23 protein-coding genes and 1 pseudogene are annotated in these 18,501 nt (G+C 40.1%); all 24 read right to left on the reverse strand.

The genetic code is table 11. From position 1 onward, the window contains the following. Positions 1-72: 72 nt before the first annotated feature. Complete coding sequence (locus tag ABWH96_RS03755; protein WP_375580177.1) at positions 73-615, reverse strand: hypothetical protein; 543 nt, start codon at positions 613-615, stop codon at positions 73-75. Then, a pseudogene (locus ABWH96_RS03760) lies at positions 608-1,968 on the reverse strand (dicarboxylate/amino acid:cation symporter). The gene ABWH96_RS03755 and the pseudogene ABWH96_RS03760 overlap by 8 nt, the downstream one beginning before the upstream one ends. A 3-nt stretch (positions 1,969-1,971) precedes the next feature. After that, positions 1,972-2,532, reverse strand: coding sequence for a carboxypeptidase-like regulatory domain-containing protein (locus tag ABWH96_RS03765; protein ID WP_085516277.1), 561 nt, complete (start codon positions 2,530-2,532; stop codon positions 1,972-1,974). Next, positions 2,529-3,563: a type II glyceraldehyde-3-phosphate dehydrogenase gene (locus ABWH96_RS03770; protein ID WP_085516278.1), complete on the reverse strand. Its 1,035-nt coding sequence runs from the start codon at positions 3,561-3,563 to the stop codon at positions 2,529-2,531. Before ABWH96_RS03770 ends, ABWH96_RS03765 begins: the two co-directional genes overlap by 4 nt. A gap of 1 nt (position 3,564) precedes the next feature. Continuing rightward, positions 3,565-4,125 carry a potassium channel family protein gene (locus ABWH96_RS03775; RefSeq protein WP_013454204.1) on the reverse strand — a complete coding sequence of 187 codons (561 nt, stop codon included), beginning with the start codon at positions 4,123-4,125 and terminating at the stop codon, positions 3,565-3,567. 6 nt (positions 4,126-4,131) lie between these two features. After that, a complete protein-coding gene (gene nhaA, locus ABWH96_RS03780) occupies positions 4,132-5,460 on the reverse strand; it encodes a Na+/H+ antiporter NhaA (RefSeq protein WP_085516496.1) in 1,329 nt (442 codons plus the stop codon). Positions 5,461-5,592: 132 nt separating this feature from the next. Then, a complete protein-coding gene (locus ABWH96_RS03785; protein WP_085516279.1) occupies positions 5,593-7,275 on the reverse strand; it encodes a vitamin K epoxide reductase family protein in 1,683 nt (560 codons plus the stop codon). Positions 7,276-7,313: 38 nt separating this feature from the next. After that, complete coding sequence (locus tag ABWH96_RS03790) at positions 7,314-8,309, reverse strand: NAD-dependent epimerase/dehydratase family protein (protein ID WP_375580178.1); 996 nt, start codon at positions 8,307-8,309, stop codon at positions 7,314-7,316. Between the two features lie 59 nt (positions 8,310-8,368). Next, positions 8,369-9,166 (reverse strand): helix-turn-helix domain-containing protein, encoded by a 798-nt coding sequence (locus ABWH96_RS03795; RefSeq protein WP_139827962.1) that lies wholly within the window; start codon positions 9,164-9,166, stop codon positions 8,369-8,371. Positions 9,167-9,187: 21 nt separating this feature from the next. Beyond that, positions 9,188-9,544, reverse strand: a complete 357-nt coding sequence (locus tag ABWH96_RS03800; RefSeq protein WP_375580179.1) for a DUF5676 family membrane protein — start codon at positions 9,542-9,544, stop codon at positions 9,188-9,190. Then, positions 9,456-9,695, reverse strand: coding sequence for a hypothetical protein (locus tag ABWH96_RS03805; RefSeq protein WP_085516283.1), 240 nt, complete (start codon positions 9,693-9,695; stop codon positions 9,456-9,458). Before ABWH96_RS03805 ends, ABWH96_RS03800 begins: the two co-directional genes overlap by 89 nt. Positions 9,696-9,707: 12 nt before the next feature. Next, positions 9,708-10,184, reverse strand: a complete 477-nt coding sequence (locus ABWH96_RS03810; RefSeq protein ID WP_085516284.1) for a hypothetical protein — start codon at positions 10,182-10,184, stop codon at positions 9,708-9,710. 4 nt (positions 10,185-10,188) lie between these two features. Beyond that, positions 10,189-11,022: a universal stress protein gene (locus tag ABWH96_RS03815; protein ID WP_375580180.1), complete on the reverse strand. Its 834-nt coding sequence runs from the start codon at positions 11,020-11,022 to the stop codon at positions 10,189-10,191. A gap of 86 nt (positions 11,023-11,108) precedes the next feature. Then, on the reverse strand, positions 11,109-11,450 hold the full coding sequence (locus tag ABWH96_RS03820) for a P-II family nitrogen regulator (protein WP_375580181.1): 342 nt from the start codon (positions 11,448-11,450) through the stop codon (positions 11,109-11,111). Continuing rightward, positions 11,447-11,629, reverse strand: coding sequence for an SHOCT domain-containing protein (locus ABWH96_RS03825; protein WP_375580182.1), 183 nt, complete (start codon positions 11,627-11,629; stop codon positions 11,447-11,449). The genes ABWH96_RS03820 and ABWH96_RS03825 overlap by 4 nt, the downstream gene beginning before the upstream one ends. Positions 11,630-11,791: 162 nt before the next feature. Continuing rightward, positions 11,792-12,655, reverse strand: coding sequence for a helix-turn-helix domain-containing protein (locus ABWH96_RS03830; RefSeq protein ID WP_375580183.1), 864 nt, complete (start codon positions 12,653-12,655; stop codon positions 11,792-11,794). 234 nt (positions 12,656-12,889) lie between these two features. Continuing rightward, a complete protein-coding gene (locus tag ABWH96_RS03835) occupies positions 12,890-13,354 on the reverse strand; it encodes a hypothetical protein (protein ID WP_375580184.1) in 465 nt (154 codons plus the stop codon). Positions 13,355-13,466: 112 nt separating this feature from the next. Then, positions 13,467-13,673, reverse strand: a complete 207-nt coding sequence (locus tag ABWH96_RS03840) for a hypothetical protein (RefSeq protein ID WP_375580185.1) — start codon at positions 13,671-13,673, stop codon at positions 13,467-13,469. 9 nt (positions 13,674-13,682) lie between these two features. Further along, the gene (locus ABWH96_RS03845) at positions 13,683-14,126 is read right to left on the reverse strand and encodes a hypothetical protein (protein ID WP_375580186.1); all 444 of its coding nucleotides are present in this window, start codon (positions 14,124-14,126) and stop codon (positions 13,683-13,685) included. Positions 14,127-14,221: 95 nt separating this feature from the next. Then, positions 14,222-14,557 (reverse strand): phosphoribosylpyrophosphate synthetase, encoded by a 336-nt coding sequence (locus tag ABWH96_RS03850; RefSeq protein ID WP_375580187.1) that lies wholly within the window; start codon positions 14,555-14,557, stop codon positions 14,222-14,224. 13 nt (positions 14,558-14,570) lie between these two features. Then, positions 14,571-15,674 carry a permease gene (locus tag ABWH96_RS03855; RefSeq protein ID WP_375580188.1) on the reverse strand — a complete coding sequence of 368 codons (1,104 nt, stop codon included), beginning with the start codon at positions 15,672-15,674 and terminating at the stop codon, positions 14,571-14,573. Between the two features lie 312 nt (positions 15,675-15,986). Further along, on the reverse strand, positions 15,987-16,208 hold the full coding sequence (locus tag ABWH96_RS03860; RefSeq protein WP_148230070.1) for a hypothetical protein: 222 nt from the start codon (positions 16,206-16,208) through the stop codon (positions 15,987-15,989). A 35-nt stretch (positions 16,209-16,243) separates the two neighbouring features. After that, positions 16,244-16,702 (reverse strand): hypothetical protein, encoded by a 459-nt coding sequence (locus ABWH96_RS03865; RefSeq protein WP_221406413.1) that lies wholly within the window; start codon positions 16,700-16,702, stop codon positions 16,244-16,246. A 63-nt stretch (positions 16,703-16,765) separates the two neighbouring features. Further along, the gene (locus tag ABWH96_RS03870) at positions 16,766-18,460 is read right to left on the reverse strand and encodes a multicopper oxidase domain-containing protein (RefSeq protein ID WP_375580189.1); all 1,695 of its coding nucleotides are present in this window, start codon (positions 18,458-18,460) and stop codon (positions 16,766-16,768) included. Positions 18,461-18,501 lie beyond the last annotated feature (41 nt).

Here is an 18,501-nt window from a genome sequence, read left to right on the forward strand (position 1 = left end):
TACGCTATTCAAAGTCAGTCTCTGATCACTAGTTGAACACCTAAAATCAAGCCTCAAATAAGTCTTGATTTATTAGTTCCACGTATAGTATCTAATAAGATCTTCCTGATAAATCCAGAAAAATTTACTTATATCAAAGTAGTTCAAAGGAGCCAGGTTGTGCTTTGATTTCATTTCTTTAACTACGGCACCATACTCTAAATAATCATCGGGAGAAAAACAACTTTGAGAAAAAGCTTCAGCAATTTTTAAAGAATGACTGTTCCATAGTGGAAAGTAAGCAGGGCAATGAACTGCACAATATCTTGAGGCAAATTCTATGTTTTCATAATCGATAGAGTTGTTCCCGTTTTGAGCCACGCTAACTGCAATTAATAGCTCACCTTGACCTAACGAACTATCAATTTGCAATTTTTTGATATTATTTTGGAAACCACACCTTATGAAATAATCAGCTCTATCATGGTTGGCCACTGCCATCACCTTTTCTTTGATCACATCAATATCCTGATTGCCCGGTCGGAACCTGATGAAATTGATGAGTTTTTTATCAGTAAGAAAGTAGCCACGAATATCTTTAATATGGTTGATATGTTTCTCTATCATCTTATCCATCTTCATTATCAGCTATTGAGGTTTTAGGAGTCATCTTGTTTTTGGTAATGCTACCATACCATTGATTAAAAACCACACAAGCTGTCAGGTCTCCCGTTACATTTACTGCCGTTCGGAACATGCCCAACAAGCGCTCCACCCCAATAATGATGATGATTCCCTCTGCAGGAATACCCGCACTGCCCAGTACAGAAGCCAGGATTACAACCCCACCTCCAGGAATGGCTGGCGTGCCTATTGAAGCTGCAACAATGGTTACTATTACCACAATAATGTTCAACAAACTCATCTCCAGCCCATACGCCTGGGCGATAAATAAGGTGGTTATGGTTTGGTAAAGTGCTGTACCATCCATGTTGACCGTTGCGCCTATAGGGATAATAAAGTTGCTGATTGCGGGATCAACTTTCAGTTTTTCTTCTGCTGTTTGCAATGAGAGTGGCATAACGGCTGCTGAACTGGTCGTAGAAAAAGCCAACAATTGTGCATCCCTGATTTTTCCTAGAAATTTTAGTGGATTCCTTTTGCCGAGCAAGCTCACTATTAACAAATAGATACCCACAAGAATAAGTAATCCGGCTAGTACAACGGCCACATAATAACTCAGTCCGGCAAGAGAACTTAAGCCTACACTGGAAGTGAGTTGAGCCATAAGCCCAAAAACAGCCACAGGCACTAAAAGCATGGCCCACTTGACTACTGTCATACAAATTTCCTGTATTGCACTCAGCAACAACCTCACAGGTCTTAACAAGTCTGAGGGTAGTGACAGCACTGCCACCCCAATGATAATGGTGAAAATGACAATACTCAACATTTCTCCGCTGACCATGGAAGCCAGGGGGTTTTGGGGAGCAGATCGGTGATGATAGTTGGCACATCGTTTATCCCAAATGACAATTCTGCACTTTGAGCTCCTTTTGCCAAGGCCTCTTCATGTTCAGCTGCTGCCTGCTGGTGCAAATAGCGACCCGGTTTGAAAAGTGTGGCCAAGACAGTTCCAATGCTAACAGAAATAATGGTTGTTGCCACAAAATATAAGAGTACTCCTCCTCCAAGTTTTTTGAGGTTGTCTTTGTCATTGCTGGCAATGCCCGTAATGATAGATGCCACAATCAATGGAATCATGATCATCTGCACCAGCTTAAGAAATAGCATGCCGGGCAGGGCCAACCAATTGCCTAAAACATCTGCAGTAGCTTTACTAACCCATCCATTTTGTGGACTTAAAAGTAGACCAAAACCTACTCCTAGAAAAAGTGCAATGAGTACCTTTAACCAGAGCTTATCTGCTACCAGTTTTTGAAGATAGGTATTTAGTGATTTAAGAGATTTTATTTCTGTATCAAACATTTTCTAATCAGGCCTTTCGGCCACATTTGTTCTTTTACCGTATGTGTGAATTTTATTAAGTAAATAGGTTAAAGGCCCTCTAATTTCATATTGTCCATCTCCAGTATAATTTTGTTTGGCATATTTATCCACAGTTGGGAGAGCCAGAGAAACATCATCATCAGGCAATTTCATTTGAAGTATTTGCTGCTTGAAATCTTCAAGTCTTTTGAATCCCATTACCGTAACGGCTTCTAACCATACAGTATCCTCCTCTAAAGTGATTTCAATGTGCTTGTTATCAAATGATTTTCCTTTTTCGATGGTATATATTTTCTCAACATGCTGAACTGTTGAAAAAATAATGGTATCCTGCTTTTTCATGCTTATACTGAACTCACCGTTCTTGTCTGTCAACGTTCCTTTTTTGGTATTTTTATTAAATACATGTACGGCACTCAGCGGCTCATTCAGACTGTTGTCACATGAAATTATTCCTGACAAAGTGATTTCACTTTTTTGAGCTTTGGTGACCAAGGTTATTACTACAAAGAGAAATAACGTTATTATCATTCTACCTTTCATAATTGCCCTCCATTATTAATACCCAGACTTTTGTTCGTTTTTTTTATGGATTTCTCAGCACTTTCTTCCATTCCCGTCAATGCCCTTATAGCATCAATGGTTTCAGGTATAACAATAGCCTGGTTATCGACCACATATGCGTAATAGAGTTCATCTCCCTCGACTTTAAGCATATCTTGCCAAAGGGCTACTTCATACATATCGCCCCAGGGTCGTCCCATATCCAGGTACTTTTCTTTGATCGTATTATTGGAAACCAGACCATCGCTGTAGTTGATCAAGGTGATTCGCGTAGATGTCTGAAATGCTTCTATCACCTCTTTTTTATCAGCTTTCCGAGTAAGGCGGACATTCCAATAATGCAGGTGGCTAAGGGTTTGAGGTACTTTCACAGCCATGGTTACTATATCCAGTTCAGAGTCCACGCTCTGAGCGTCCGGCCCTTGGTGGCTGGGAATATCTTTCTCCGGAACGAGCGTATTCATGATGCCACCTAAATGGCTTTCCCAGGGATCTGTAGCCCTGCGTAGCAGAGTACCACGAGCACTCTGCAGCAGCCCTGCTTTTTTAAGAGCGGTAAGTGTACGCAAAATGGAGGTAGTGTTGCAAGAGACTACTCGGGTACTGTCCCGGTTCAGGGCAGATGCATAGTTGTTTTCTGCGCTAAAAGAATGGCCGGTGGTTTCATGTTTTTCTCCACCTTGCAGGATAAATTTTATTCCGCGCTCTTTATAAATTTCTACATTTTGTGCAGCTATCTTCTTTGGTGTACAATCTACCACCAGGTGAGCAACCCCTAATAGGTCTGCCATATTACCAGCCAGGGAAATACCGGCCTTTTGCATACTATCTTGGGCATCTTCAGTAGCTGCATATACAGAGTACCCTTTCTTTACTGCAGTTTGTATCCGCCAGTCGCTGATCACATCACATACCCCGGCTAATTCCATATCGTCTTGTCGCGCGATTGCATCGGCTACTCTTTTGCCAATTACGCCATATCCTATAAGTGCTATTTTCTTTTTCATCATGTTATTGATTTCTAATTGTAGTATGAATGTTATTTATGTTGGACAGTCCGAATACGATCAGCACAAAGCTTTGACCGATCTCCATCATCACTAAAATTTTGGCAGGGGTAGTTATTGGCACAACATCTCCATAACCGATGGCAGCAAATGTTACCACACTGAAATAAAATGTCTCGAATAAATACTCGAAGTAATTGAAGCTTTCAAATAGTTTAAACCCCAGAAAAGAAGATCGATTGGCAGCGACCAAACAAGTGAAATCTGCCGCATAGGAGAAAATAATGAGCATGACGAGCAGTCCGAAAATCCAGAGAAGTTGCCCAAAAGAATGACAATGTTTAATGGACTTATTGACCTGCCTGAAGGTAAAAAAGGTAAAGTACCCAGTCTTGATAAAGGCCAGAAAAATAACAAGATAAGGCACCCAGCTTAGGGCATGATCTACAAACTGCATAAGATAGACATACACAAGTGCTACAGTTGCGACCAAAACGAGTGCGGAGCGCATCTGTTTAATAAGTTGTTTTAAAAAATTACTTCTGGTTATTTTATAAGTCATCATGTATCGTCAGTTAATTACCTTTTGTTTTTTGATAATAGCTACTTTCCGGGATTGTCGAAGAATACTTACACCTATCACTCCGGCAAGCACCGAAGCAAATAAAATGGTTAGCTTGGCAATGAAGGTATACTCCTCATTCTGGAAGGCCAACTCCGTGACAAACAACGACATGGTAAAACCTATCCCCGCTATCATAGCTACTCCTGAAATATGTGTCCAGGAAATTCCCTGCTGCAGCTCTGCCAGCTTAAGCTTAACTAAAAGCCAACTGGCTCCTAAAATGCCAGTGAATTTCCCTACTAATAGTCCAAAAGTTATCCCCAGACTTACCGGGTGGCTCAAAATTTCAACTATATCCCCATGGATATGAATTCCGGTATTGACCAGGGCAAATATTGGAAGAATGAAAAATCCTACTACGGGTGCCAGATGATGCTCTATCTTTTGCAAAGGAGTTTCCGCATCATCTGATTTTTGTTTAATCTCTTCCAAAATTCCAAGTTGTTCTTCTGAGATAAAATTGCCCTTGATAGCTTTGGATTCCAAAAATTTTAAATGAAGTTTTTGGAGGTTTTTCAGATAATCCACTTCTTTGATTTTGACCTTTCCAGGAATAGTAAAAGCGGTGAGAATACCTGCAATGGTAGGATGGACTCCTGAGAAGAAAAATGCCAACCATACGCCTCCAATCCCAACAAGAGCATAAAACCAAGCTTTACGAACTCCAACAGAATTAGCGATTATCAATACCATTACAAACAAGATACCGTGAAGCAAATCCATATAAGAAATCCCAGCAGTATAGAAAACAGCTATGACGATTACGGCACCAAGATCATCAACTATGGCTAGTGCTACCAAAAACACTTTGAGCCCAGCCGGCACACGATTCCCCAACAAAGAAAGTACTCCAATTGCAAATGCAATGTCAGTTGCCATTGGGATACCCCAACCATGTTCTGTTGGAGAATTTAAATTAAAAATGAGATAAATGAGTGCTGGAACGAGCATGCCCCCAACAGCTGCCCCAATAGGTAAAATAGCTTTCCTAAACGAAGATAATTTACCTCCGATGATTTCTCTTTTCAACTCCAGGCCTACCTGTAGAAAGAAAATCGCCATTAAGCCATCATTTACCCATAACAATAAAGACTCAGAAATAGAGAATTGATCAATCCCGATTGATATTTCAGTATGAATAAAATTCTGATATACATCTTGAAAGGGTGAATTAGCCCATATCATAGCTATCAAGACTGCCAAAAACACTGCAATGCCAGAAGCAGATTGATTATTGAAAAGGTTATTTAGCGTGTCATTAATTTTTGCTATCATAGCAGTCTCCATTCATTGACCTAACAATTAAAATTATACTTAGTAAGCATAATTTTTGTGACTTTCATCCAGAATAGGTATTCAAATAGTCCTAATCGAATTATGCCAAAATTGAATTTAAGCCAATCCTTTTCAAACCACATATTTATCCCAAAGTCCGTATTTTTCTTTGATTTTTCCTTTGGGAATAGAAAGCATTGTTATAATAAGTCCAGCCACACTGGTGCTAATCACCATTGCTAGATTACTATTACCCATGAACCAAGGCAGCACTGCCAGTACTAGACCTAACAATGTGTTAAAATAACGAAAACTTCTGAGCACCTCGGCCATCGCCACAACCGCAAATACAATTGCAAGTGCCCCACCCAAATGATTTAAATCGGCAAATGGAGTTTCTATCCCAACCCCGAAAACCGTGGGAGAGACCATCAACCAAATCCCTAAAACTGTTGATATCGTCAACATCCAGGGGAAGCTCATTCCCCAGATTGAAGATTTAAATACCTTCCAAGGACTGTCATTAAATTCTGCCATTTCAGGGGAGCGTTGATCCTTTTCAGTAGAAAGTGCATCACCGCCTTTCCAAAATACTTTCCATAACGAATCCCCTTTTTGTTTTCGTTGCACCATATGCTGCCACATGGCAATCACTTCATCAATTTGTAATGGGATCATTGGAAGCATTACAATAGCTGAAAACAGGCATACCGAACACCAAGCCCCTACTGAAAGCGGCTGTGAAACGATTAAAAAAATGCTCACAAACCCAAGCGGGATTACCAAAATCCCAAAAAGCGTAACCATCCACGGCATGGTACGCCAACGGGAGGTTCCACCCATATATCCCATCAGAAATTCCAAAGTGTATGCAAGTGTTCCTAATGCAGCATCCGATATTGGAAAGGAGTGGGACATATCGGAATCTAAAACGGTCATAGTGCCGTCACCAAAAAAAGGATCCCAGGCATAGTCTATATACCCTAACTGAAAAGCTCCCAAATACCGGGATGCCAGCCACCCGATAAATGCCAGGCCAATCATAATAGAGCGCTGTGGCCAGCTTGAAGGGTTATAGCTCCAACCCGTAGGTACGTCACCGCCCATTTTCATAAACATGATCATGTTGGGCATACCAGGAATAAGAATCGACAAGGCAATAATTAAGGCCCCAACCATAGTGCTGTTATAATAAGCTACGGCTGTTGGTGCCCAGAAAATAAAGGGAGCCATACTGATCCATATCCCGATAAAACAAAGGATCCAAACGCTATAGGGGCGGTTTGGCTTGAGGGAACGCCATCCAAAAATCACCAGCAATATTCCGCTGATAATATCGCTCCAGCGCATTGCGGCAATACGATCACTAAGGGAAAGCCACACATCTCTTCCGCCACTAGGCTCGACCACATTCTTTCCATAATCAAAAGTGAGAGGGGAAGTAATCATCCAAAAACCAAGCAATACGATCGTCCAGTAAACCCAGAGCGTTTGCTTATGGTGGTCTTGGAGCATCGTAAGGCGGTCATCAGTAGACATTTTCATACCGCCCATGTCCATGTGTCCATGACCGCCATGCTCTTCCGTATGCATCATAGGACGTGTGATGCCTCTTGAGCCCATACCTTCCATTTTGTGGCCTGACATTTCGGTTTTTGCTTCGTCCTTTTTCACTAAGGTCATTCCGCATTTCGGGCACTTGCCTGGTTGATCAGTAACGACCTCAGGGTGCATAGAACAAGTGTATTGTATCTTTTTAGAAGATTTATCCCCATCATCCTGATGGGACATTGAGGAGTGGTCGTGGCTTTTCATACTATGACATAATTAAGTGTTTGGGAATCTATTTATAGCTACTTTTTCAGGTTATTCTCTTGATAAAATTTCTTGGGATTAGCCTTTAAGTTTTCAATCATCTTGGGCAATGTCTCTCGTAAACCGTGTTTAGGCTTCCAACCCAGAATCATTTTAGCTCTGGAACTGTCCATTTCAAAATGATCATTAGCAAGATCGATCATCCAAGGTTTAATAAAAGCTTTGCCAAATAAGTTCTGCATAAATGCCCCCATTTTGGCAAACCACTTTGGAATAGCGATGATGGGCATTTTTTCACCATGGATTTCTGTACTGATGATGTCTTGCAACTCCTTGTACGATAAAGTTTCTTCATCTCCAATATTGATAATTGTTTCTGACGGGAGTTCTTTCCTTTGGTCTACGGCCAAAGCTATTGCATCGATGACATCATCTCTGTGTACATAGGTGCTGCCATGGGCTGTATTGGCCGGATAGAGTCGTGCTGCAATTTGTTTTTCGTAAATACGCTGAACTTGATTGGTGATAGGTATTGAACTACCATCTTCGCTGTATACGCCTGCTATGCGCATCATCACTACAGGAATTTCGCCTCGTTTTTCATGCATTACTTTTTCGGTCGTTACTTTCGATTTTGGATAATCCCATTTAGGTTCCAATGGTGAATCTTCTGTAATGAGCACCCCCGGAGACGAAGGTTTGTAAACCAGCATGCTACTTGAGAAAATGAATTGCTCCACTTCAAAATCCTGTAGGAATTTTAACAGTCGTTCTGTGCCTTTGACGGTCACTTTATCGTACAGATCGGAGGGTTCCCCTAAAAAATCATAATAGGCGGCAAGGTGCACTACCGCAGCTATTTTGTTGCCATAGGCATAGCGAACTCTTTTGAAAGCAAAATCCATTCGATCATCGCTCGTAAGATCCACACATACACATTCAGCTTCTATAGGCGGAAAAGGATAGCCATCTTGGTCAAATCCAACTACGTGGTATTTTTCAGCCAGCTTATGAATCAAGGTCGACCCTATCATTCCACTGCTTCCTGTCACAATTACTACTTCGGTTTTGTTTTTCATTTTGCTTGATTTTTTTATTTTCTCATTTCCAGATATTCAACTGTTTCTTTTACTGTAAGGGGGCATGTAGCATTTCCGTTACGGGTAAAAAACACCGTGTTTTCTCCTTTCGACAAATAAGCTGGTTCAGGAGAGTTTTCTATATCTACAACACATACTTTCTCTCCTTGTATTTGATGAAAAGACACATGGTTTTTAAATGAATATTGCTGACCAATATTATTGGCTATGATCTCAAAAATCTTTCTCTCATAGCCATCTGTATTTTTATGTCGCAAGGTTTTAAAATCACTTTCTAACCCTAATATTTCACCTGTGTCATCCACACCTATGATAAGCTTTCCTCCCCTTGAATTCATGAAGCCTACTATAGTTTTTGCAATGACAAGCTCCAAGTCGCGGCTGGGTGTTTTCTTATTATAATCATAGCGAATGGAAGACTTAAATTCCACCCGCTCGTTTTCTCCCATTTCTATGATTTTATTGATGTCGCGCTGAAGAAGTCGCTCCTGCTTATCAATCAAAAGCCTCTTTTCTCTAATTTTTCGCCAGAGCATACCATATCCTCCACCGAGTATTGTTCCGAAAACAGTAAGGGTCGTATTCATACCCATCATGCGAAATGAAAATGATTGCCAGAGTTGATCTTTTAGTACATCTCCAATTAAAGAAAATGAGAAGGGTTGATGACTAAATTCGAATCCATAAAGTACCATCGTAAGTGGGTGAACCAGAAAATAGAACAAAGCTGCTCCTATGAGCGCATGAATTAAAATTATACTGAAGTCATTCCTCACATTTTTAATTTCCACCTCTATCTATCACTTTTATATTTATTTATTTCGATAACCTTTATTGAAGGAAGCGTTGTAAACAGAAGCTATCAAAGCCCCAAACAGCCACCCGAGTATAAACATTTCCACCAGTCCGATCAATGCTTCTGTCCAAGGGACGTCCATTCTGATCAGCGAAGTTGTGTCTAGCCCGTGTAGCAAACTGTTAAAAAACAGAATGGTGCCTTCACGGCCTACGGTGGACATGAGTATAATGCAGCCCAAGTAGAATACCACACCTGCTACTCCCCATGATAATGCGAATTTCTTAATGTTGATGTGTTGCATGATCCTTTTCGTTTTTTGATTGTTTTTCTTCTCTATTGTTGTGCCCAGTATGTCCTCCATGTCCTCCATGCCTACCCATCATAAAGAGGTGAGCTACGAAAAATATGATGATGAATATAAAAAGTGAATTGGATCCGTTGAACCCAAAAACGGGTAGCAGGAATAGTAAAAGGAATATCCCCAGACATCCTATTAACATCCATAGCATGTGATTTTTCATAGTTTTGGTGTTTTAGTGATGGCCAGTGTGTTTTTCTGCCCCAATCTTTTCTTTGTTCTTCATCATTGTTTCTTTATCCATCATGCCTTCTTTATGCATCATTTCCATCATCTGTCCCATCATGTTGGGTTTATCTTTCATCATGGTCATCATGTGGGTGCACATGGACGAATCCGCCTCAGCGATGTTCATCATTTTGTTCATCATATCAGGCTTATCTTTCATCAAAGCCATCATTTGGTCATTGTCTGACATCATCATACCCATCATCTGCTCATTGCCTTTCATCATCATTTGGGTATGATCATCTTCCATCATTTTGGTCATCAATTGTTCAGCTAATTCATGATCTGAAATGATGGTATTAAATATCTCATTTCGGGTATCGTCATTTTCTAACATTGTGCTTACATCCTTCTGTTGCTGGCAGGCAGATAATGCTGCAATCAATAAAGTGAGTGTTACCACTGTTTTCAAAGTATTTTTCATATCGTTATCTTTTAAGGTTAATACTTAGTATAGGTATATCGGCATGGTTTGCCAGGTTTTCGGTAATGCTCTTTCCTATCAGGTTAAAGAAGCCGGATCTCCCATGTGTAGTTAATCCAATAAGGTCAGCATTTACAGATTCGGAAAACTTCAGAATGCCGCGTTCTTCATTTAGCGAATTGTAGATGTTGGTGGTGCAGGTTCCTCCTCGAGGACAGGTTTCGTGAAAAGCATGCATTTTCTCAAGGCTCCTGTCCGTCTCCTCAAATGAAAATGGGACATTGACATAAAGAAGATGCATATTGGATTCGTTGAGATCAGCGAACTTCACCACCGTTTTGAAGGGTTCTTTGACATCTTCTTCAAAATTGGATGCAAAAACCACATTTTTAACGGGCCACTTAGACTTTTCTTTGATGATCAACACGGGTACAGTAGCATCTCTGAGGGCCTTTTGCGCATTGGATCCGATAAACATTTCTTTTGCACCCGATGCACCATGTGAACCCATTACTACAAAATCATGGTTATGATGTGGAATATGCTTCAGTATTTCTTCTCTTCCAACATCAAATACCAGAAACTGTTGTGCCTTCAGGCCCTTTGTTTCTGCTTTTTTTACTAATTTATTAAGCTCGTTTTTGGCATGCCCTATCTCTTTTAGGGTTTCGGGAAACCGTACTTCCTTCTCTTTATCTAGTTTGACCCAAGGCACGGGCGTTATCTTTAAATGCAAAAAATGAATTTCCGCACCTGATTTTTCTGCTATAGCTATGGCTATATCAGCCGCCCGGTTAGCAGTTGAGGAAAAGTCGGTAGGTACTAAAATATTTTTCATAGATATATTCAAATTTTATCGACTACTTTGCTTAAGGTGATCCCTTAAAAGAAACCCAAAAAATTTCTTTAAATATCACTGTAGGATCAATCCTTGTTATGTAAGTCGGGTTTTAAAGTTTTTACTTTGACCATATCACTAACCTCTGTGATATAAATAATGCCGTCCCCTGAGTGGGCTGTTTTTCCATTTTGATGTATAATCTCTAGTGATTTCTTCACTTTCTTGTCGGGTAAAACAACTTCCAGTTTTGCTATTTTAGCATGTGAAAATGGATGCCTCAAAGACGGAAAATCCTTCCGTTCATCCGTGTAGTGCCCAGTTCCCTCTCCTTCAAAGACCGTTAAGCAACAAACTCCTTCTTCACGCAGATGATTTACAATATCAGGTAATCGATCCGGCCTGACGAAAGCCTTTATTTCTTTCATTTTTGCAACGTCTTTTTTATGTCTTCATACTCTTCTTTGCTGATTTCTCCTTTGGCATACCTTTTTTTCAAAAGGTCTAACGGTGTTTCCTTTTTCGTTCTTTGTCCGGGTATATCCCAAGGTGTGGCGAAAATCCAGATTATAAATACCACCCAGATCACCCACCAGATGATGTGCATTCCTCAATAGTGTCCTTCAAACCAATGCATAATTTCTTATTTTATAATTTCAAATAATTTATCAACCTTTTATTGTTGGTTGTTATTCAAAATTACGAGAAAATACAGCTCTCTACTTTTGAAATCTTGTCTTTGTTGTATGATATTTCGTTCATAGAGTGGTCACCTTTTTTTTGTATTTTCCTTTTCTTTTATCTTGTCAGAAAGTCTCCTGAATAGTGCCTTGTTTTGAAGGTTACTATTGTCAATGAGTAGTCCTTTCAAACCATCTTTTGTTTCGATCCCATAAATAACAGACTTACCTGCTGCATCTTCATTTTCATCAAACCGGTAGAACTCTGAAATATTCAATTCCTCAATTTGAAAGCTGGCACACAGATCCTTACATTCCAGGCAATCTTCCTTCCTGTTGAAATTATAGGTGTAGCCTTTTTCTCTTAAGTCGCCCAGTGCTTCAGATAAGTTCTTGTAGTACCGGTTCTCGTTTTTCATTACTTCTTTATAATCAGATACAGAAAGACCGGTAACACGCTTAAATTGACTGGATAGGTAATGGACGGAACTGTATCCGAGCTTAACAGCAATCTCACTTAAGTTCAGTTCATCATACTTTATCAGTTCTTTCACCCTGTCCACTCTTTTGTTTATGTAGTAGGTCTCTATCGTAAGCCCCTCAATTTTTGAAAAAAGCTTGCTAAGAAAATTGTAGTTTTTACCTATTTCGTGTGCCAGAAAATCAGACAACATCACCTCTTTGGTAGATTTTTCAAGGATTTCTATATAGTGTTGAATTCCAAGCTTAATCTGTTCCATCAGGATTTCTTCTTTGTCTTCAAGAAGTTCAAAGCCATAAGTATCTAATCTGGACGCAATTTTATCTTTGGTCAGGGTCTCAGGCACTTGTATTGTAGCATGGCCAAGCTGAATTGTTGAAATAAATGCTCCGAGTTCCTCTAATTCATTTTTTACAACCAGAATGCATCTCGGACATACCATATTTTTAATGTTCAGATTTAATGTTTTCATCTGTTATAGGGGTTAAACTTCTTCTGATCCTGGATTAAATCCAGTGAAGGAGTATGGGCCGGTTAAAATCTTTGCTTATTGCGAAATGAATTACTTCAACAATAATTTTTGGCCGGCAATAGATTGCTCTGCGCAGAAAAAGTGATTAAGAATTTTTGAAAAGAATAGAATAAGGCTGAAAAAGCATGGAAGCTAGAAAATGGCAAACTTCATGATTAGCCTAACAGATGAATGCTAATTGAGGAAGGATTGAATAAAAATACGAATATGGTTACCACTAACGGGTGGTGGCAAATTGGTATATAAAAACGGGAGTAATTGTTTATTAAAGATATCTGCTTCAACATCTAAATTATAAATACGATAAAGCATTTGAAAGGCTGGAGCCTCAACTGGTGTTTGCTTCAACTCATATTTGATTAATGAGGCATACAGGTTATTCACTACTTCGTCACAGCACTCCTCCTCGTCAGCATCATGGCTATGCTTATCATCGTGATGATGATCTTTAGGGGCATTGTGATGATCATCAAGGTCATATACTTTTATTGAATGATGAACCATCTCATTAGTACTAGTTGGGTAATTGCCCCAAGAAATCACTCCAAAATTACAAAAAGCATCACAAACAAATACACTAATAAAACCTGTGAGGAGCAAGGTTACTATGTATTGTTTTATATTGTGCAATTTTATCATCATACCAATAGAAGTGATAACTACTGCATAAATGTCGGTAAAAATTAGGTATAAATCAAATGATAAATGTTAAGTAAAAACATGATATAAGTCACTATATTGACAAAAAATTTCAATGAGCATGTCCTTCTTCAGATTCAAGGAATTTGCCTTGCGGTCCTACCGCTTCTATATGTACCAGTTGTGCCCCGTAATGACCGGTGCGCGACACCGCATAGCCGGAAGCAATGAGTAACAAGGCAACCACTGCTACAGCCCAACGTTTTTGTTTGAAGATAAACTGACTGGCTAGCTGAGCCACAAAACCGGCAATGCTCAAGTATATGGTTCAGTCGGCCCATAAATCATGCTGCGCAAGCACCTGTTTGGCATGCGCTGTTAAATCATGGGTGTGTGGGTGGAACGTTCTCCCTGAAAGATAAGCACCTAGCGCACCTACGAAAACCATTCCCGTGATGACCCAATCTATTTCCTTTTTCAGAAAAATAACATTTGCAATGGCCAAAACGGCTCCAATCAATAACAATACGATTGGGAAGTGAACCATAAGCGGATGCAGATTGGGGAAGTCGTCCAGATCAGCTGTGACTTTCTTAGTCTCATGCTCATCGTGTTCATGCTCCTGTTGTGCTTGTATATGAGAATAATCCACTTGGGGCTGCTCCAAATGTGTGGAATCTTCTTTTGTGCTTTTTTCATGTTTCTCCCCTTCATGAGCAGAGAGCACAATGCATGACAACATGAAGTATAATAGTAGTCCTAATTTTTTCATAGCCCTTCAATAATTAAGAAAATTTAAAGCTATGCCCTTTGCCTGGAAACTTCAGTACAAAATCTCAACTTAGATGTATAATATTCTTCAGCCGACTAGCGATTAACAACCAATTTATTGATCATTGCTTCACTCAACGCTTCGGAATAAACACCATAGGCATCTACTAATACGCCTTTAAGTCCATCGGTAGATTTAATGGCGTAAAGAATGGAGTTATCATCCGGGTTGCTCATGCCTTCAAACCGATATACTTCTTTTACTTCAAACTGCTCAGGATGTAGCTCGAGCTTATCGGCCGGGCATTCAATACAATGCGGTTTGAGATTAAAATCGTTGGAATATCCTCTTTCTTTCAGGTCTTTTAATGCTTCAGATAGTGTTTCGTAGGTTTTCATTTTTTTCTTTTTGAAATTCATCCCAGTTACCATGCCATTCAACGGATTATAAAAGGAATATTACCAAGCCAATGCCCACAATCAGTACGAAAGTATATACAACGACTCTTTTGAAAGAAATACCGCCACCTCCGTGTTCATGATCATGGCCTCCATCGGTTTCCATCTTTTTTGTCCTGAAATTGAAGTATAGCATGAGTGCAGTAAATGCAGCAAACACGATGTTAAAATAGAAAGTGTAATCAATCTTGAATTGTGTCACTTCTTTTACTTTCCGGCTGCCTTCGGGTAATACGCCTAATAGATCAAAGCTATAATTGAGGATCAATGCCGTAATGACGATGCTGACGTACATCACCCCTGCAATGTAAAGGGCTATGCGGGTACCATAATATTTTCTATTCATATTGACCAGCGGTGGCACCATTAAGTCAGAGTAAATAAAGCCCATCAATCCGGCAAACAGAATGCCGTTCTCGTTGAGCACAGTCGCCAGCGGTATGTTTCCCATGGATCCAATGAATGTAGCTGCCGCTACAAATGGGGCTACCAGCGCGTTTTCCATCCGGATCACAAAATCAGGTAATTCCCCCTGCATACCATTTAAAAAAATTGCTTCCCAAAAAGACTGAGGGACTAATACAGAAACGAACCCCGCGATGGTAAAGCCAATAAGAATATCCTCCCAGGCCATTTTCCATTCCATCACAAATTTCTTTCCCACTAAAAACCAGCCCTCTTTCGACTTAATCCTTTCCTTCCAATCAAAATCCTCCTCTTCGGCAGATTCATCCTCAACTTTCTCTCTGGCAGCTTTAATCCATTTTTTAGGGGACGTAAGCTTGATGATAAGTCCACTAATAGTTATCAAAATTAGTCCTCCTATTACTTCAGCTACTATAAACTGCCACCCTAAGAAAATGAATATAAGGATACCAAGCTCAATGACTAGATTGGTGGAAGCAAACATAAATGCGACCGTACTTATGAAATGTGCTCCTTTTTGAAAAAGAGACCTCGCTGCTGCTAAGGCAGCAAATGAGCAGGAAGAAGAAATGGAACCAAACAAAGTAGAGAGTGAAATGCTTTTAACATTTCCTTTACCCATTTGCTGAGTCAATTTCTTCTTTGGAACAAAGGCCTGAATCATTGAGCTTATTATATATCCTAACACAAAAGCCCAGCCTGATTTCCAGAAAAACCCAATTGCAGTTTTTGAGGATTCTCCCTACAGATCTAATATATCATTCATAATTCCCATGATTTGATTGTCTTTATTGAAATTTTATAAAATAGCTTTAGGCCACAATAATTTCATTATTCAGGTAAACTTTTTGAATCAAACGAAGCACTTCAATCCCTTCCTTTTGGCCTTTTTTTCGAGCTATGATCTCGTATTTTTCATAACATTAAATGGTTAAACGGATGATTATTCGAAATTAGCTTACAGGTAAAAATTTTCTTATTTACCTTCATTTTTGTAATGCTTATAATTCTCAAATCCTTTGAAAACTTTAAAACACCCGACAGCAGATAGAGCTAAAGCAACGATATGGTAGATAAACATTTCAATTTTACCTAAATACATAAGTGTTTCAATTAATCCAGCTAAAAAAAACCACATCATGGCATAGCCAATTTGTCCTTTTACTTTATTTAATTTTGCTTGTTTTTCGTGCTTCATAATTAAAAGTCTAAAATAGTAGTATACTACCCCTTTCATATTTTTCTTCTGCTTATGAGAAATATGATCAACGGTAAAATAGAAAATTGTAGGACTGGTGAAAGGCCAACTTCTATGAGAGGAAGCATTGGCATCGTATCAGCATATGACCAATCTCCTCGCCATGTATGCCAAAACTCACCTAAAATAGCCCCTAGAAACCCTACAAGTACTAATAGTAAAGTTCTGGTAAATTTTAAACGTCTGATCCAATAAACGTTGTTGTATATAAGTCCGAATAAGAAGAGTAAAACCAGAACCATGAGCACATCCGCTATTGAGGCCAATGCACAAAAAGAAACGTGTTCAAGATCGTATTGAAAATTTTCATACAAAAATCCGTGAGCTACCTCCCAGCCAAAATTTAGCACAAAAGCTACAACAGATGTTCTAGCTACGAAATACTGATAATTACGCTTATCTGCTGCCTTCCTGAAAAAATGGATATATAACATTATAATCAACGTTAACGTAATAATCGGCACAACAAAAATACCAAAGCTTAGATTATCCATTACTTACACTATTTTAAAATTTCGCATCATTCCCATGTCCTCATGCTCCAGATTGTGGCAGTGGTATACAAACAAGCCTTTAAAATCTTTGAACTGCATGATAACTTTGGCACTCATCCCCGGCATCAACAAAACGGTATCGTGCCAGCCTTCATCAACAAAACCATCTTTTACGGCATCCCATAATTGGGGATCTACATCAGTGACATTTCTTTCTAAAATATTGAACTGCACCTGGTGAATATGGATCGGGTGGGGCATCTGCATCATATTGCCCATCATTCCCTGGTTGTTCATCATATCATTTTCACCGCCCATCATGCCGCCATCGCCCATCATTCCGTGACCATCCATCATGCCGCCACCATCGTCATCATTGTCCATCATACCTCCGCCATTGATCAGTTCCCAAACTTCGGTGCTTCCGAGCTTTACGGTCTCTTCATCAGCTACTTCGGTGGTTTCCCAGGTACGTCCGTTGATCGTCCACTCCATGTGTCCCATAGCGAAGGTAAATTGTCGCGGGGCGTTTAGATTTCTAGCTGTTGAGGGGTCAATGTAATCCGGCTGAGCTAATTGCCGCGGTAAGGTATAATCATTACTCCCCGAAGCATTGGCAAGCACGGTAAACACAGGATATTCGCTACCTTGTGGCAGGACACTTTTAGCACCTTCCATCATTCCTCCATTGCCCATCATTCCACCAGACATTAACTCAAGAGGGAAAGATGTGTTTTTCATGGTCAATTCAGTGCCTTCGGGTTTGTTGGTCAAGTCCAGCCAAACGTCCGCCCTTTTTGCCGGGCCGAGCATGAGATAGGATAATTCTTTGGGTGCATTTAACAAGCTTCCGTCCATGCCAAAAACAGTCACTGGACTTCCATCTTCCCAGGCCAGTTTGTAGATCCTTGAGTTTGACCCGTTCAGTAACCTCAACCTGTATTTGCAACCTGCTTTCAGGTTTAACCTTTGTTCAGGTCTGCCATTAATCAGTATCCGGTTTCCTAAAAACCCAGTCATGCGGCCCATCTGGCCATTTTCAAGATAGACCAGTTGATTATTATCATCAAAAGTTCGGTCTTGGATCACGACCGGAAGATCAAACTCCCCTTGCGGTAAGTTGAGTTGCTGTTCTTCCTCATCGGTGACCAGTAGAAGGCCTGCCAGACCATTATACACCTGTGGACCGGTGCGTCCATGTGGATGGGGATGAAACCAATAGGTGCCTGCCCGGTTCATTACTTCATATTCGTAGATGTATGTTTCTCCACTATCAATTACATCTTGCGGGTGGCCATCGTACCGTTCCGGCACATGCATGCCATGCCAGTGGACAATACTCTCTTCCGGCAAGTCATTTTGGAAGCGAATACGGACTTTCTGTCCTTTACTTACTTTGATGACCGGCCCCAGATAAGTCCCTTCTAGGGTTTGAAGCGCCTCCTTGTTGCCCTTAATTAATTTCCCCTCATACGCCCACACCTTTGTTTTTGAACCGGATAAAATGGATAAGTCACGCTGTACCGCTTTCAGTTCCAAATCAATATCGGGCTGAAAATCCTTGCCGAGTTCAGGCTTTGCTGTAGTGGAAGATTGACTGTCGCAGGAAGAAAAGAAAGGCCATATCATGGTTACCGCAGCACTTGCTCCAGCCTTTGCCAAAAATTTTCTTCTGTTTATTCTGAAAGGTTCTTTCATATCTCTTTAGGTTTAAATTATTTCCGTATCTGCTTTACCAA

The organism is Marivirga tractuosa (genome assembly GCF_042140215.1).
In the GTDB taxonomy this organism is placed as follows: Bacteria; Bacteroidota; Bacteroidia; order Cytophagales; family Cyclobacteriaceae; genus Marivirga; species Marivirga tractuosa_A.

Excerpts from the sequence above, each read along its gene's own strand:
- ABWH96_RS03775 (WP_013454204.1), bottom strand. The coding sequence starts at position 4,125 with ATGATGACTTATAAAATAACCAGAAGTAATTTTTTAAAACAACTTATT.
- ABWH96_RS03815 (WP_375580180.1), bottom strand. The coding sequence starts at position 11,022 with ATGAAAAATATTTTAGTACCTACCGACTTTTCCTCAACTGCTAACCGG.
- ABWH96_RS03835 (WP_375580184.1), bottom strand. The coding sequence starts at position 13,354 with ATGATAAAATTGCACAATATAAAACAATACATAGTAACCTTGCTCCTC.
- ABWH96_RS03865 (WP_221406413.1), bottom strand. The coding sequence starts at position 16,702 with ATGTTATATATCCATTTTTTCAGGAAGGCAGCAGATAAGCGTAATTAT.
- ABWH96_RS03820 (WP_375580181.1), bottom strand. The coding sequence starts at position 11,450 with ATGAAAGAAATAAAGGCTTTCGTCAGGCCGGATCGATTACCTGATATT.
- ABWH96_RS03785 (WP_085516279.1), bottom strand. The coding sequence starts at position 7,275 with ATGAAAAGCCACGACCACTCCTCAATGTCCCATCAGGATGATGGGGAT.
- ABWH96_RS03860 (WP_148230070.1), bottom strand. The coding sequence starts at position 16,208 with ATGAAGCACGAAAAACAAGCAAAATTAAATAAAGTAAAAGGACAAATT.
- ABWH96_RS03755 (WP_375580177.1), bottom strand. The coding sequence starts at position 615 with ATGGATAAGATGATAGAGAAACATATCAACCATATTAAAGATATTCGT.
- ABWH96_RS03800 (WP_375580179.1), bottom strand. The coding sequence starts at position 9,544 with ATGGAGGACATGGAGGACATACTGGGCACAACAATAGAGAAGAAAAAC.
- ABWH96_RS03850 (WP_375580187.1), bottom strand. The coding sequence starts at position 14,557 with ATGGTAACTGGGATGAATTTCAAAAAGAAAAAAATGAAAACCTACGAA.
- ABWH96_RS03870 (WP_375580189.1), bottom strand. The coding sequence starts at position 18,460 with ATGAAAGAACCTTTCAGAATAAACAGAAGAAAATTTTTGGCAAAGGCT.
- ABWH96_RS03765 (WP_085516277.1), bottom strand. The coding sequence starts at position 2,532 with ATGAAAGGTAGAATGATAATAACGTTATTTCTCTTTGTAGTAATAACC.
- nhaA (WP_085516496.1), bottom strand. The coding sequence starts at position 5,460 with ATGATAGCAAAAATTAATGACACGCTAAATAACCTTTTCAATAATCAA.
- ABWH96_RS03825 (WP_375580182.1), bottom strand. The coding sequence starts at position 11,629 with ATGCACATCATCTGGTGGGTGATCTGGGTGGTATTTATAATCTGGATT.
- ABWH96_RS03855 (WP_375580188.1), bottom strand. The coding sequence starts at position 15,674 with ATGATTCAGGCCTTTGTTCCAAAGAAGAAATTGACTCAGCAAATGGGT.
- ABWH96_RS03805 (WP_085516283.1), bottom strand. The coding sequence starts at position 9,695 with ATGAAAAATCACATGCTATGGATGTTAATAGGATGTCTGGGGATATTC.
- ABWH96_RS03830 (WP_375580183.1), bottom strand. The coding sequence starts at position 12,655 with ATGAAAACATTAAATCTGAACATTAAAAATATGGTATGTCCGAGATGC.
- ABWH96_RS03790 (WP_375580178.1), bottom strand. The coding sequence starts at position 8,309 with ATGATAGGGTCGACCTTGATTCATAAGCTGGCTGAAAAATACCACGTA.
- ABWH96_RS03810 (WP_085516284.1), bottom strand. The coding sequence starts at position 10,184 with ATGAAAAATACTTTGAAAACAGTGGTAACACTCACTTTATTGATTGCA.
- ABWH96_RS03770 (WP_085516278.1), bottom strand. The coding sequence starts at position 3,563 with ATGATGAAAAAGAAAATAGCACTTATAGGATATGGCGTAATTGGCAAA.
- ABWH96_RS03845 (WP_375580186.1), bottom strand. The coding sequence starts at position 14,126 with ATGAAAAAATTAGGACTACTATTATACTTCATGTTGTCATGCATTGTG.